Raw genomic sequence first — 12,798 nt, 5'->3', positions numbered from 1 at the left:
GGGCCGGAGCGGGGAGAGCCGTACGTACGCTCCCACCGTGACCCCCGACGCGCCGCGCGGACGGGACGGGCCGGAGGGGCGGGAGGGAGGGCACGACGTCGACGTTCCCCTCGACGAAGTACACGAGCGGCGAAGTGCACGAGCGGCGAAGTACACGAGCGGCGAAGTACACGAGCGGCGACGTCACCGTGGACAGCCGCCCGTCCCGGACAGGCGCGGTCGAGCGCGCACGAGGGGAACGGGGGCGGACCTGCGGGACCGGCGGGCCCGGGGTCAACAGGTTTGACGTGCGGGAGTCCGGCGAGACGATGTCCATGAGTGCTTCGGAGAACAGCGAACGCAACCAGGTCTCCTGGACCGGCGCCCACGCCGTCCCGGACCACCCCGACCGGACGCGGGTGGACGACCCCGACGTGGACGAGGGGTACGAGCCGGCCGCTCTCGGGGCGCCGCGCATCCTGCCCGCACCGTTCGCCGAGAAGGCCCGTGCGGCCGCGTACGTGGCCCGCGGTGCCGGGAGGGACCTGTGGGCCGCCGCGCGTGCGCACCGGACCGTGACGGCCGGTGCCGCGGCCGGCGCGGCGGCCGTGCTCGCCCTCGCGTACGGGTGTGGGCGCCGGGCCGGGCGCCGGCCCGCGCGGCGTGACCTCGGCCCGGTGGCCCGGCTCTTCGCACGCCGCGGCTGAGCGGGGCGCTTCCCGCCCCCCCGTAGGAGGCCGGTGCGCGTGTGTACGCCGTCCGGCCGTCTCCCTTTACCTTTCCGTCACCACCCTCACGGAGGTCGATCCGCATGGTTGCCCTGCTTCTCGTCCTGCTGCTCGTCCTGCTCCTCTTCGGCGCCGGCTTCGCCGTCAAGGCGCTCTGGTGGATCGCCGTCGTCGTGCTCGTCCTGTGGCTGCTGGGCTTCGTGGCCCGGCCGAAGGGCGGCACGGGCCGCTGGTACCGCTGGTAGGCGACTGGTGGGCGCCCTCGCGGCGCGCGCCCGCCCGTGGCGTGACCGAGCGCGTCGAACCGGACCGCCGACTGCCCCTGGGCATGTTCGAGGACACCGTCTGCTCCCCCCAGCGCCTGCGCCTCCTGCGCGGCGAGCGGCTGGTCCTCGTCGCCCACGGCACCGGGGGCCGGCGGCCGGCGACGGGCACGAGGCCCCGGACGGTTCCGTCGCCCGCTCCCTCACCAGGGCACGCCGCCGGAGGGGCGCTGACGTCCCCCCGGGCCGTCGCACGGGCGCTGCGCGGGACACCCCGTGGCGCGCCGGACGCCGTCCTCGTACTCTGCCTCGACCGGCGCGGCCGCGAGGCCGGACGCCGGGACGCGGGGCGAGGGACGGCACCGGGGGCCCACGCCGACCGCGCCGGCGTCCCCTTGACGCGCCGTCGGCGGGTGTGATGCGCGGTGCGGGCGGTGTGGGAATCATGAAGAGGGGAAAGGCGGGTACCAGGAGCCCAGCCGCCGACCCAGGACGAGGGGAGTACCAGCGCCATGACGGACGCGATCACCGCGGAGCGCGCGGCCCCGGAGCCCCTGCTGTCCGCGGGTGCCGTCTACGACGACGCCTTCCGCGGCGGGGCGATCGCCTCCGCCCGCGCCTTCACGGCCGAGTTCCTCGCGGCCGCTTGGACCGTGCTGCCCGCACCGGTCGGCGAGGAGCGCGTCGAGCTCGCGCGGCTGGTGGTCAGCGAACTGGTCACCAACGCGATCCGGCACACGGCCGGCCCCTGTCGTCTCCTCCTCGAACTGGGCCGCGACGTCCTGGAGATCTCGGTCTTCGACCAGGAGGCCGCCGCTCCCGTGCCCCGCGGACACGACCCCCGCCGCATCGGTCAGCACGGCGTCGAGATCGTCGTCGCCGTCTGCGAGAGCCTGACCGTGGAGCCGGCCCCGGAAGGGAAGCGGGTCCGCGCCCGCCTCTCCCTCCTGCCGGAGTACGCCGACACGGCGAACCCGCCCGACCGGCGATCGCGCTGACGCCGCGCCTGCGCGCCGACAGCTCACCGGCCCGCCGGGCGCACCACGGAACCTTCGGGGCGCCGGGCGTACCACGGACCACCGGCCTCCCGGGCGCACCACGGACCACCAGCCTCCCGGGCGCACCATGGGCCTCAGGGGTGCCGGGGCCGTGATCCGGCGGCCGGTCACCGGCGGTCGTCCGCCCGGCGTAGGGCCCGGCGTTCCGGAGCAAGCCGCTCGGCCTCGGTCAGGCCGCCCCACACGCCCGACGGCGGGTGCGGCTGCGCCAGGGCCGACCGCAGGCACGGTTCGCGTACCGGGCAGCGCCGGCAGACCCTCTTGGCCTCCTCCTCCTGGGCGAGGGCGGGGGAGCCGGTCCCCACCGGGAAGAACAGATCGGGGTCGACCTCCTGGCAGGCCGCGGCCGCACGCCAGCCGTCCATGTGAGCCTCCTGGCACATGAGTAGGGATTCGTGTCCCCGTTCGCCTGACCGTTCGTCCGTCCGTGAAACCCGGGCGGGACCGCTCCGGGGCGTCACCGGGGCCGGGACGCCGTGGTGGGCACCACCGCCCTGACTTCCTGAGACTCCAGGACGGCGCGGGCGAGCGGTCCGGTGAAGCACCTGTGCCGGAATCGTGGGGGTAGCGCGGGGAAGAGGGGGATGCGTACCGGAAGAGGGGGGTTCACTTGATGTGTGGCGCCCCCTGCGGAAGGGTGGGCGGACGAGCTGTCGTCGAGTGGGAAGGTGGCGGGCCACGAAGCGCGGGCCACGCTTATGACTGTTTTCGAGGACGAGTCCGGCCGCTCCCGGGAGACCACGGGAGCGGGAAGCACCTTTTGGCTCGGATCGCCGCATCCTGCGGTGGTGGCCGACCGCGAGGGCGGCGTCGTGGGGTTCAACGCCGCCGCGGCCGACCTCTTTCCGCGGATGGGGGTCGGCAAGTGGCTGGACGAGGTCGTCCCTGGCTGGCTCGCCGACGCCCACCGGCGGCTGGCCCACCCGGCACGCACACCCGCCGCCGCGGCTCCGGCGCGGGCGGGAGGCGCCCCGCTGCGCGGCAGCCACGACGGCCGGCTCCTGAGGGCCCATCCCACCGAGTCCGGCCACGGCGACGTGGCCTGGTGGCTGGTCGACGACTCCGAGCTGACGGCCGCTCAGGACGCCCTGCGCATCGAACGGGAGCGCCACGCGATCCTGGCCGAGGCGTCCACCCAGCTGCTGGCCTCGCTCAACCCCGACCGCTGCCTGGAGAAGGCGGCCCTGCTCGCCGCCGACCACCTCGGCGACGCGGCCCTCGTGATCTCCCCGCCCGTGCGGAACCGCTCCACCGTGGTCACCGCCATGGGCGGGGGATTCGAGCGGACCCGGCTCACCCTGGACCCGAGCCTCGTGCCCGGTCTCGCCGAGGCGCTGCAGGGTTTCCCGCCGGTGCCCGCCCGCTGGATCGACCCGGCCGAACTGCCGTCCTGGGCCGTGCCCGAGGGCTTCGGAGGGACCCCCGGGTCCGTCGCCGTCACCCCGCTGCCCGGCCACGGCGTGCCCGCGGGCGCCCTGATCCTGCTGCGGCGCGGCGGACAGCGGGCCTTCGACGCCTCGGAGGAGCTGTTCGCCCGGCTGTTCGCCGCCCGCGCCGGCGCCGCCCTGTCGGCCGCGCGCCTCTACGCGGAGCAGGCCCGCATCACGCGGGCGCTGATCGCCGAACTCCTCCCGCCCCAGCTCCACCACGTCGGCGGGGTCGACTTCGCCGGCGGCTACCGCACCTCCCAGGACACCGAGCGGATCGGCGGCGACTTCTACGACGTGCACCCCGGCAACGACGACGGCCAGGAGACGCTCGCCGTCCTCGGCGACGTGTGCGGCAAGGGGCTGGACGCCGCCGTGCTCACGGGCCGGATCCGCAGCACCTTGCAGGCCCTGCTGCCCCTCGCCGGCGACCACCAGGACGTCCTGCGGCTGCTCAACGGCGCCCTGCTGACCGCCCGGCACACCCGCTTCGCCACCCTGGTCCTGGCCTCGGTGCGGCGCACCGGCGGCCGGGTGCGGCTCCGGCTCACCAGCGCCGGCCACCCCCGCCCGCTCGTCCTGCGCGCCACGGGAGAGGTGGAGGAGGCGGACACCGGCGGGACCCTGGTGGGCGCCCTCCCCGACGTCACCAGCCGGTCGGCGAACGTGGACCTGTCGCCCGGCGAGACCTGCCTGCTCTACACGGACGGGATCACGGAGGCCCGCGGCGGGCCGCTCGGCTCGGACATGTTCGGCGAGGACCGGCTGCGCTCCGTGCTCGCCGAATGCGTGGGGCTCCCGGCCGAGGCCGTCGTCGAGCGCGTGCAGATGATCGCCGGGGACTGGGTGGGCCGCGGTCCTCACGACGACATGGCGGTCGTCGCCATCACCGCGCCGCACACCACCCACCTGTCCGCGGTGAACGGCCGCACCCGGGGCAGGTACACCGCATGAGTACGCGGACCACCACCCCGACCGCCGGCCTCGCCGCCGTCCGCCGACAGCTGTGGGCGGCCCTGGAGGCGAGGGACGAACCGGCGGCCACCGCCACCGTCCTCGGCGCCCACGACGCCGGGGTCCCGGCCGAGGACCTCCTCCTCGACGTGATCGGCCCCGTTCAGGCCGGGATCGGCGCGGCATGGGCCGCCGGGCGCATCGGGGTCGCCCAGGAGCACGCCGCCACGGCCGTCCAGGACCGTGTCGTCGCCGCCCTCGCCCACCGCGCGGCGGACGGGACGGGCCCCCGGCCGGGGACCGGGGAGGCGCCCCGGCGCGTCACCGTCGCCTGCGTCGACGGCGAGTGGCACGCCCTGCCCGCCCGTCTCCTCGCCGAGGTCCTGCGCGGCCGGGGCTTCCTCGTCGACTACCTCGGGGCGCACGTCCCCACCCCCCACCTCATCGCCCACCTGCACCAGACCGGCACGGACGTCGTCGCCCTCTCGTCCTCGCTGCCGGTCCTGCTCCCGACGGCCCACGCCGCCGTCACCGCCGTCCGGGCCATCGGGCTTCCCGTCCTCGTCGGCGGCGCCGCCTTCGGCCCCGACGGCCGCTACGCCCGCCTGCTGGGCGCCGACGGGTGGGCGCCGGACGCCCGGGCCGCCGCCCGTCTCCTCGCCGCCGGCCCGCCGCGGCCGGACGCCGCCCGGCCCGCCGGGGACCTGCCCCATCTCGCCGACCAGGAGTACACCCTGGTCACCCGCGCCCGGACCCAGCTGGTCCGTCAGGTCCTCCAAGGCCTCGCAGGCGCGGTCCCCGCGACGGTCTCGTACACCGACCGGCAGCGGGAGCGGACCGCCGAGGACATCGCCCACATCGTCGACTTCCTCGGCGCGTCCCTCTACGTCGACGACGCCGAGTTGTTCACCGGCTTCGTCACCTGGACCGCCGGGATCCTCCGGGCCCGCGGCGTCCCGGGCGACGCGCTGGTGGCCGCCCTCGACCTGCTCGCCGACGCCCAGCACGACTTCCCCCGCGCGCGGGCGCACCTCGCCGCCGGGCGCCGCGCCCTCCTCCGCGTACCCGCCCCGCCCGCCCCGGGACCCCACGCGTGAACACCCCTGACCACACCCTCGAAGTGAAGGCCGTCGCCGCGCCCGACGGGATCCTGTACGTGACCCTCGCCGGTGACCTGTGCTGGGACGGCGCCGAGGAACTGCTGGACGCGACCCGGGCCCACCTCGACCCGGCGGCCGCCCCGGCGGACCTCCGCGTCGACTGCGCCGGACTGACCCTGTGCGACTCGACGGGCCTCTCCGCCCTGCTGGCCCTCCACCGGCTCGCCGAGGCCGCGGGCGTCCCGCTGCACCTCGACCGCAGACCGCCCTTCCTCGACCGGCTGCTCCTCCTCACCGGCACGTACGAGCACCTGACGGGCCGGTCCGAGACCGCCGGGCCCGACGGCGACACCCCGAGCGGCGCGGCGGAGTGCCCTCGTCCCAGCGGTCCCTGACGACCTTTCACCGCCTTCACCACATCACGACACCATCGGCACATCCGCCACGGCGGCACGAGGTGTAACAGGGGCGGGACGGGTCAAGTGGACACGGCACCCGCTCGCCCGACAGCCTTTCAGCCGGAGGACCCATGCCCCAGCACCCCGTCGCGCCGCTCCCCGCACCGCGCGTCCTCGCCCGGCCCCTGGCCATGGACCTGCTCACCCCGGACACGGAGGTCCGGATCGACACCACCGTCGGCTACGACTCCCGCGACCCCCACGCCCTGAGCATCGCCTTCCACGTCCTCGGCGAGGACCCGGTGGTGTGGCGCGTGGACCGCGAGATGATCCTCACCGGATCGCTCCAGCCCACCGGCGACGGGGAGATCCGGCTCCGTCCCGCCCCCGACGGCGGACTCCTCCTGCTGCTCGGACCGGCGGGACGGCGCGCCGTCGTCAGGTGCGGGCAGGAGGAACTCGGCCGCTTCCTGCGCGACACCTTCGTCCTGGTGCCGCGGGGCACGGAGGAGCGCCACATCGACTGGGAACCGCTGCTCGCGTCCCTGAGGAGCTGAAGTGCGGTGCTCCGGAACGGCGTACGGGACGACACCCTTCCGCGCGAGGGGACCGTGGAGCGGCTCCCTCAGCCGGGACGGCCGGGGGCGGCCGGACGGAAACAGGCCGTGACGACCTTGCCCCGCGGGCAGGGGCGGGTCTGCACGTCGTCGGCGAGCGCGTCGACCAGGAGGAGTCCGCGCCCGCCCAGCGCGCCGTCGTCCGGGCTGCGCTGCTCGGGAACCAGCGGCGAGGCGTCGTGCACGGTGACGTGCAGGCATTCCTCGTCCCAGGTGAGGATCAGCTGCGCGTCGCTGCGGGCGTGCACATGGGCGTTGGTGACGAGTTCGGAGACCGTCAGCACGACGGAGTCCGCCACGCCGGGGGCGGTACGGTCCCAGCCGAGCGCCGCCAGGTGCTCGCGCGTCCAGTCCCGGGCCGTCTTCACGCTGCTGCCGATCGGCAGGGACCGCGCCCAGCCGACGGCCCTCACCGAGGGATCCCGTGCCATGACTCTCCTTCGAACGAACGACCGGTTCGAGATTCGTCTGCCCATCGACCGGGAGGAGGGAACCGACCGGAAACCCGTGAGGAGTTGACGGGTGTGGACGTGAGGAGTCCGGGTAGGCGAGCAGCCTCAGGGGCACGCATCCGAGGAATACACGTGAAAGGGGAACGGTGTGACGGTCACCACGATGCCGATCACGCGAGTCGAGTCCGGAGCGGGGACGCTGCCGCAGATCCCGGACACGTCGGCGGTCGCGCCCAAGGACGCGAGGGCGCTGTCGAAGGTCTTCTTCCGGGAACTCGCGACGCTGGAGGAGGGGACGCACGCGTACCAGTACGCGCGCAACACCCTCATCGAGATGAACATGAGCCTGGTCCGCTACGCCGCCGGGCGGTTCCGCCACCGTGCCGACGAGATGGAGGACATCGTCCAGGTCGGCATGATCGGCCTGATCAAGGCGATCGACCGGTTCGAGCTGTCGCGGGAGGTCGAGTTCACCACCTTCGCCGTCCCTTACATCGTCGGTGAGATCAAGCGGTTCTTCCGGGACACCTCGTGGGCGGTGCACGTGCCCCGCCGCCTCCAGGAGGCGCGGGTGGAGCTGGCCAAGGCGACCGAGGAACTCGGCACCCGCCTCGGCCGGATGCCGACGGTCAAGGAGCTGGCCGAGCTGATGAGCCTCACCGAGGAGGAGGTCACCGAGGCGCGGCTGGCCTCCAACGGCTACAACTCCTCGTCGCTGGACGCCGCCCTCGGCGGCGAGGACGAGGACGGCGACTCCTCCCTGGCCGACTTCATCGGCAGCGAGGACCCCGCCATGGCACTGGTGGAGGACTTCCACTCGCTGTCCCCGCTCATCGCCGACCTCGACGAGCGCGACCGCCGGATCATCCACCTGCGGTTCGTCGAGGAACTGACCCAGGCTCAGATCGGTGAACGGCTGGGCTGCTCGCAGATGCACGTCTCGCGGCTGCTCGCGCGCACCGTGAAGCGCCTGCGCGAGGGCCTGCTCGGCACCTGCGCCGGCTGATCCGACCGGCCCGGACGGCTCCGGGGTTCCCGTACAGGACACGCGTCCGGTGCGGGAACCCCGGAGCCGTTCTCACGCGGGCGAGTGGTCGGGGTGGCCGGGAGTGCGGCGCTCGCTCCGGAGCCGGGCCTCGAAGCGGTGCTCGCGGCCGCCGGCCAGGGCCGAGACCGCGGCGCGCTCCAGTTCCCGGAACGGCTCGTAGTAGGTCTCGTTGTAGGCGTCGACGATCTGGTACGTCCAGTGGCCCGGGATGACGTTGCGCCCCAGGATCTCGGTCTCCACCCGGTCCGCCCAGGTGTGGTGCCCCGCCTTCCGCAGGAGCCCGACCGCCCGGTCGAGCTCGAAGTCCGCGGTGCCGGTCAGCTGGTGGAAGCCGTACAGGTGGCCCCGGGCGCGCTCCACGGTCTCCAGGGCCTTGGACAGCGAACCGAGGGCCTCGACGGTGGTGGCGTCCGGGGCGGCGGGTCCGGGGCCGTCCCGGACGTCGTCGTGAGTGCTCATAGGGACCCCTTGCCCCGTCGGAGGAGCGGTACGGGCGTCACGGCCGGTGCATCACCCGGACGGCGCAGTCGAGCCGGAGGGTGCAGTCGAGCCGGAGGGTGCGGTCGGGTCGGACGGCGCGGTCGGCCGGACGGCGCGGTCGGGCCGGAGGGTGCCCGCCCCGCGGAACGCCCTCCGGCCCGGCGGATCCCGCTCAGACGAAGGTCACGGTCACCCGCTCGAAGCCCAGGCCCCGCAGCAGTTCCCGCAGCATCGCGGCGGTGTTCCGTTCCGCCCGCGACGTCAGGTCGGACTCACGGGCCGCGTCGCCGATGCGCCGGGCGGCGAGGGCGTGGACGGCCTGCTCGCTCGCGGGGTTGTCCGAGAAGAGGTCGCCGATGCGGTCGAGCAGGCCGCGCTGCTTGGACACGGCGTACGAGCGCTCGGGATCGAGCGCCGGGTCGGCCAGGCGGGCGTGCGGCAGCCGGAGGATGGCCTCGGTCCGGTCGGCGTCGACGGTCACGGCGCCGTCCCCGAGACCGCCGAACTCGACGTAGGAGGCGACGCTGCCGCTCGCCACGTACAGCGTGCGGGTGCCGCGGATCGCGTCCGGCAGGAACCGCGCGTCGTGCTCCAGGTCGACCACCACCTGGTAGGTCCCCGCAGCCCCCTCGTACCGGCTCAGGTCCTGGACGGACTTCAGGACCGCGGGGCCGGTGCGGTCCTTCACGTCCGTCCCGAGGACGTCCAGGCCGGGGAGCCGGAGGAGCTGGCCGATCAGGATGAGGGCGACGGCGAGCACGAGCAGGACGACGGCGGTGAGGGGCCACCTCCCTCCGGGGCGCTTCCACGAACGGCGGGCCGGCGCGGGTCTGTTCTCGGTCTCTTCTCCCATGCGGGCCGGATGCCCGAGTCCGCCGTTTCCACACCCAACTCCGGACGAAAAGAGCTCTGTTGATCCCTGAGGGGCTTGGGCCGGAGGGGAGTGCCCCGGGGGACCGCAGGGCATGCGGTCCCCCGGCGGGGGTATGCGGGATCCGTTCGCACCAGGACGCCAAGGGGAGGAGACGGCTCATGTCCGGTCGGAGAGCGTCGAAGGGACGGGGCGGTGCGCCCGCGGGAGGGGACGGGGGAGGCGCCGGCGGTGTGGCACCGGCCGGCGGGAGCCCGGAGCGGAAGGAGCCGGACACCGCGGCGCCCCGGGCCGCGGTCCGGCCCGGACCGGGCCGGTTCGTGCGGGCGCTCGTCGCCCTCACGGCCCTCGCGGGCATGGTGGCGTTCGCCGTGGTCCTGGCCCGGCTGACGCTGGAGGCCTCGCCGGCCTCCGTGCCCCTCACCCACAGCAACCTCACGCCCGGGCGCTCGATCGAGGCCTACCTCGGCCGGCCCGCGTTCGTGGACACCGTCAAGCAGCTCGGGGGCAACATCCTCCTCGGCGTCCCCTTCGGGATCCTGCTGCCGCTGCTGTCCCGCAAGGCCCGAGGCTTCCTCCGCGTCGCGCTCCTCACCGCGGCCACCATGCTGCTCGTGGAGCTGGTGCAGGGGGCGCTCGTCACGGGCCGCGCCTTCGACATCGACGACGTCCTCCTCAACACGACGGGAGCGCTGCTCGGCTACGTGACCGTCGGCCGGCGGCTGGGCCGGGCCGTGCACCCCCGCACCCGCCCCCGCTGGTGGCGGCGCCGGCACCCGGCCCGTACTTCGGCCTGACGGCCGGGACGGCGGGCTCCGGCGTAGGACCGGCCGAAGGGGGTACCCGCCGGTGCATGGACGAACGGAACTTCCCCGAACGGCGGGCTCCGGAGTCCCGGACCCCGCCCCCCGACCTCTCCGACGCCGAGGCCGCCGGACCGGGCCCCGGCGTCGAGGAGCGTGCCCCCGATTCGCCCGCCGATCTCCCCGGGGCCTCCTGGTTCGCGGTCCTGAAGGGTGCGGTGCGCGAGTTCACGGACGACGAGCTCATGGACCGGGCGGCGGCGCTGACGTACTACGGCGTCCTGTCGCTCTTCCCCGGACTGCTCGCCCTCGTCTCGCTGCTCGGGATCAGCGGGCGGCGGACCACCGACCGGGTGACGGAGAGCCTGCGCGAGCTGGCCCCGGGACCGGCCCGCGACGTCCTGGAACAGGGCCTGGACGCGGTGAGCGGCAACGCCGGCACCGGCACCGCCATGGCCGTGGTCGGACTCCTGGTGGCGCTCTGGTCCTCGTCCGGCTACGTCGGTGCCTTCATGCGCGCCGCGAACCGCGTCCACGACATCCCCGAGGGCCGCCCCCTGTGGAAGCTGCTGCCGATCCGGCTCGGCATGACTGCGGCACTCATGGCGATGGCTGCCGCGGGCGCCCTCATGCTCGTGTTCAGCGGTGACGTGGCACGCCGGGCCGGAGACGCCCTGGGCGTCGGCGACACCGCCCTGACGGTCTGGTCGGTGGCCAAGTGGCCCGCCCTCCTCCTGCTCGCCGTGGTCATGATCGCCCTGCTGTACTGGGCGAGCCCGAACGCCGAGGGCCGCGGATGGCGCTGGACCACCCCGGGCAGCGTGCTCGCCCTCCTGATCTGGATGGCGACCTCGGCGGGCTTCGCGGTGTACGTCTCCGAGTTCGCCTCGTTCAACCGGGTCTACGGCACCATGGCCGGCGTCGTCGTCTTCCTCGTCTGGCTGTGGATCAGCAACCTGGCCGTGCTGCTGGGCCTGGAGTTCGACGCCGAGCTGCTGCGCCGGCGCGCGGTGGCCGGTGGCATGCCGCCGGACCGGGAACCGTACGTCAGGCCGCGCGACACGCAGGCGTGGAGCGACGAGGAGCGGCGCGAGGCGGGCCTGCCGGAGAAGTCGCGGCACCACGACGGATGAGCGAGGCCGTGCGCGGCGAGGTGAAGACGGCCGACGCCACCGTCCACGTCGTCGACACCGCCTTGATGCCCAAGGAGCGCGGAGGCCCCGGGGACGTCCGCGCACCACACGGCCTCGCGTCCTCCGGAGAACAGGAGTCCTCCGGAGAACAGGGGGACGCGGGGCCGCCGCTTGCTCCTCCCCCGAGGGGGCGGCCCCTCAGGCCGTGCCCGCCCGCAGGTCGTCCAGGACCGCGCGGGCCGCCCGCGTACCCGAGGCCAGTGCGCCCTGGACCGAACCGGTCGCCCGGTGGTCCCCGCACACGTACCGGCCGGGTGACCACCGCACGGACCGGGAGAGCGGCATCGGTCCCGGCATGGCCGGCAGCGCGTCCGGGACGGTGACGCGGTGGACGGGCTCCCAGCCGCCCGTGTCCGCGCCGTACACCTCGCCCAGGGCCGCGAGCACCGCCGCCGTGTCCGACGGTCCGGGAGAGCCGAGCACCGACGTGGACACCAGAGCCCGGCCGTCGGTGGAGAACCCCGGCTGGACGGCGGTGAGGACGCAGGTGTTGAGGAACCGGCGCGCGGAGTCGACGACCAGCACGGGCTCGTCCAGGGGAGGCCGGTCGACCGCGTGGTACAGCGTGGTCACCGTCCGGCCGTCCGGGACGGGAAGTCCCGGCAGCAGCTCCGCCGCGACCCGCTGCCCGGTGGCGACGACGACCGCGCGCGACCGCACCTCGCGCCCGTCCGCGAGGACCACGCCGTCCGGCCCCAGCGCGGACACCACGGTCCCGGTGCGCAGCGTGTCCGGCGGCAGCCGCGCGGCGAGCTGGGCGGGCACGGCGCCGATCCCCTCGGCCGGAAGGCACAGGGTGCCGCGCAGCATGCTCCGCCACACCAGGTGGAAGAAGCGCGCCGAGGTCTCCAGCCGGTCCTCCAGGAACACGCCGGAGAGGAACGGCCGGAAGAACGTCTCCACGAACTGCGGCGACACGCCCGCCGCGGCGAGCGCCTCGCGCGTGGTCCCGTCGGCGCCGCGCCGCAGCACGGACACCGGCGCCAGCGCGTCCCGCGCCGACAGCACGGAGAGCGCGAGCAGGTCGCGGCCCGACGCGAGCCGCCCCGGCAGCAGGTCCCGGGCCTCGCCCGGGCGGCGGCTCGGATCCGTGAACCGGCGCGGCCCGCGCTCGGTGTGCACGAGCACCCCCGGCGTGAACGGCCGCAGCCTCAGGGGCCTCAGCCGCACCCGCCGCTTCACCTGCGGATACGAGGTGTTGAAGACCTGGAAGCCGCGGTCCACGGTGAAGCCCGCCACCCGGTCGGTGCGCATCCGCCCGCCCGCGGCGTCCCCCGCCTCCAGGAGCAGCACCCGCAGCCCCGCCGCACGCAGGTCGGCGGCGCAGGCGAGGCCGGCGGCCCCCGCTCCGACGACCACCGCGTCGTACCGTGTGTCGTCCGTCATCCTCTTCATGCCGTCCTCTCTCCGTGTCCGCGAGGTCACCC

16 protein-coding genes are annotated in these 12,798 nt (G+C 74.9%); 11 read left to right on the top strand and 5 right to left on the bottom strand.

What is annotated here, in order from left to right; translation table 11 throughout:
• Window positions 1–314: 314 nt before the first annotated feature.
• From ACIQFX_RS16115 to ACIQFX_RS16100, 4 genes are all read left to right on the top strand, one after another.
• Window positions 315–686, top strand: coding sequence for a hypothetical protein (locus ACIQFX_RS16115; RefSeq protein WP_402463348.1), 372 nt, complete (start codon window positions 315–317; stop codon window positions 684–686).
• 104 nt (window positions 687–790) lie between these two features.
• Window positions 791–952, top strand: a complete 162-nt coding sequence (locus tag ACIQFX_RS16110; RefSeq protein WP_402463345.1) for a DUF5670 family protein — start codon at window positions 791–793, stop codon at window positions 950–952.
• Between the two features lie 41 nt (window positions 953–993).
• On the top strand, window positions 994–1,389 hold the full coding sequence (locus ACIQFX_RS16105) for a hypothetical protein (protein ID WP_402463342.1): 396 nt from the start codon (window positions 994–996) through the stop codon (window positions 1,387–1,389).
• Window positions 1,390–1,482: 93 nt separating this feature from the next.
• Entirely contained in the window at window positions 1,483–1,968 is a 486-nt protein-coding gene (locus ACIQFX_RS16100) for an ATP-binding protein (protein WP_402463339.1), read from the top strand.
• Between the two features lie 167 nt (window positions 1,969–2,135).
• Here the strand turns inward: ACIQFX_RS16100 and ACIQFX_RS16095 are convergent, their stop codons facing one another.
• Window positions 2,136–2,393 (bottom strand): WhiB family transcriptional regulator, encoded by a 258-nt coding sequence (locus tag ACIQFX_RS16095; RefSeq protein WP_402463336.1) that lies wholly within the window; start codon window positions 2,391–2,393, stop codon window positions 2,136–2,138.
• Between the two features lie 333 nt (window positions 2,394–2,726).
• Between ACIQFX_RS16095 and ACIQFX_RS16090 the strand changes: the two genes are divergently transcribed.
• The 4 genes from ACIQFX_RS16090 (at window position 2,727) to ACIQFX_RS16075 (ending at window position 6,464) form a co-directional block, all read left to right on the top strand.
• Window positions 2,727–4,409 carry a PP2C family protein-serine/threonine phosphatase gene (locus tag ACIQFX_RS16090; protein WP_402463333.1) on the top strand — a complete coding sequence of 561 codons (1,683 nt, stop codon included), beginning with the start codon at window positions 2,727–2,729 and terminating at the stop codon, window positions 4,407–4,409.
• Window positions 4,406–5,506, top strand: a complete 1,101-nt coding sequence (locus ACIQFX_RS16085) for a B12-binding domain-containing protein (protein ID WP_402463329.1) — start codon at window positions 4,406–4,408, stop codon at window positions 5,504–5,506. Before ACIQFX_RS16090 ends, ACIQFX_RS16085 begins: the two co-directional genes overlap by 4 nt.
• Window positions 5,503–5,904, top strand: coding sequence for an STAS domain-containing protein (locus ACIQFX_RS16080; RefSeq protein ID WP_402463327.1), 402 nt, complete (start codon window positions 5,503–5,505; stop codon window positions 5,902–5,904). Before ACIQFX_RS16085 ends, ACIQFX_RS16080 begins: the two co-directional genes overlap by 4 nt.
• Before the next feature lie 134 nt (window positions 5,905–6,038).
• Window positions 6,039–6,464, top strand: coding sequence for an SsgA family sporulation/cell division regulator (locus tag ACIQFX_RS16075; RefSeq protein WP_402463324.1), 426 nt, complete (start codon window positions 6,039–6,041; stop codon window positions 6,462–6,464).
• A 68-nt stretch (window positions 6,465–6,532) separates the two neighbouring features.
• Here the strand turns inward: ACIQFX_RS16075 and ACIQFX_RS16070 are convergent, their stop codons facing one another.
• Window positions 6,533–6,955 (bottom strand): ATP-binding protein, encoded by a 423-nt coding sequence (locus ACIQFX_RS16070; RefSeq protein ID WP_402463322.1) that lies wholly within the window; start codon window positions 6,953–6,955, stop codon window positions 6,533–6,535.
• A gap of 169 nt (window positions 6,956–7,124) precedes the next feature.
• Between ACIQFX_RS16070 and ACIQFX_RS16065 the strand changes: the two genes are divergently transcribed.
• The gene (locus ACIQFX_RS16065) at window positions 7,125–7,982 is read left to right on the top strand and encodes an RNA polymerase sigma factor SigF (RefSeq protein WP_402463319.1); all 858 of its coding nucleotides are present in this window, start codon (window positions 7,125–7,127) and stop codon (window positions 7,980–7,982) included.
• A gap of 72 nt (window positions 7,983–8,054) precedes the next feature.
• Here ACIQFX_RS16065 and ACIQFX_RS16060 read toward each other — a convergent pair whose 3' ends face one another.
• A complete protein-coding gene (locus ACIQFX_RS16060; protein WP_402463317.1) occupies window positions 8,055–8,483 on the bottom strand; it encodes a hypothetical protein in 429 nt (142 codons plus the stop codon).
• 193 nt (window positions 8,484–8,676) lie between these two features.
• Window positions 8,677–9,357, bottom strand: coding sequence for a DUF4230 domain-containing protein (locus ACIQFX_RS16055; RefSeq protein WP_402463314.1), 681 nt, complete (start codon window positions 9,355–9,357; stop codon window positions 8,677–8,679).
• A gap of 251 nt (window positions 9,358–9,608) precedes the next feature.
• On the opposite strand from ACIQFX_RS16055, the gene ACIQFX_RS16050 reads away from it, so the two are divergent.
• Window positions 9,609–10,172, top strand: a complete 564-nt coding sequence (locus ACIQFX_RS16050) for a VanZ family protein (RefSeq protein ID WP_402463311.1) — start codon at window positions 9,609–9,611, stop codon at window positions 10,170–10,172.
• Window positions 10,173–10,228: 56 nt separating this feature from the next.
• The gene (locus tag ACIQFX_RS16045) at window positions 10,229–11,311 is read left to right on the top strand and encodes a YihY/virulence factor BrkB family protein (protein WP_402463308.1); all 1,083 of its coding nucleotides are present in this window, start codon (window positions 10,229–10,231) and stop codon (window positions 11,309–11,311) included.
• A 198-nt stretch (window positions 11,312–11,509) separates the two neighbouring features.
• On the opposite strand, the gene ACIQFX_RS16040 is transcribed toward ACIQFX_RS16045, so the two are convergent.
• A complete protein-coding gene (locus ACIQFX_RS16040) occupies window positions 11,510–12,757 on the bottom strand; it encodes an NAD(P)/FAD-dependent oxidoreductase (protein WP_402463305.1) in 1,248 nt (415 codons plus the stop codon).
• Between the last annotated feature and the right edge of the window lie 41 nt (window positions 12,758–12,798).

This window comes from Streptomyces sp. NPDC093089 (assembly GCF_044754405.1).
Taxonomy (GTDB): Bacteria; Actinomycetota; Actinomycetes; order Streptomycetales; family Streptomycetaceae; genus Streptomyces.
Note: the sequence above shows the minus strand (reverse complement) of the source record. Positions and strands in the feature narration are given on the sequence as shown.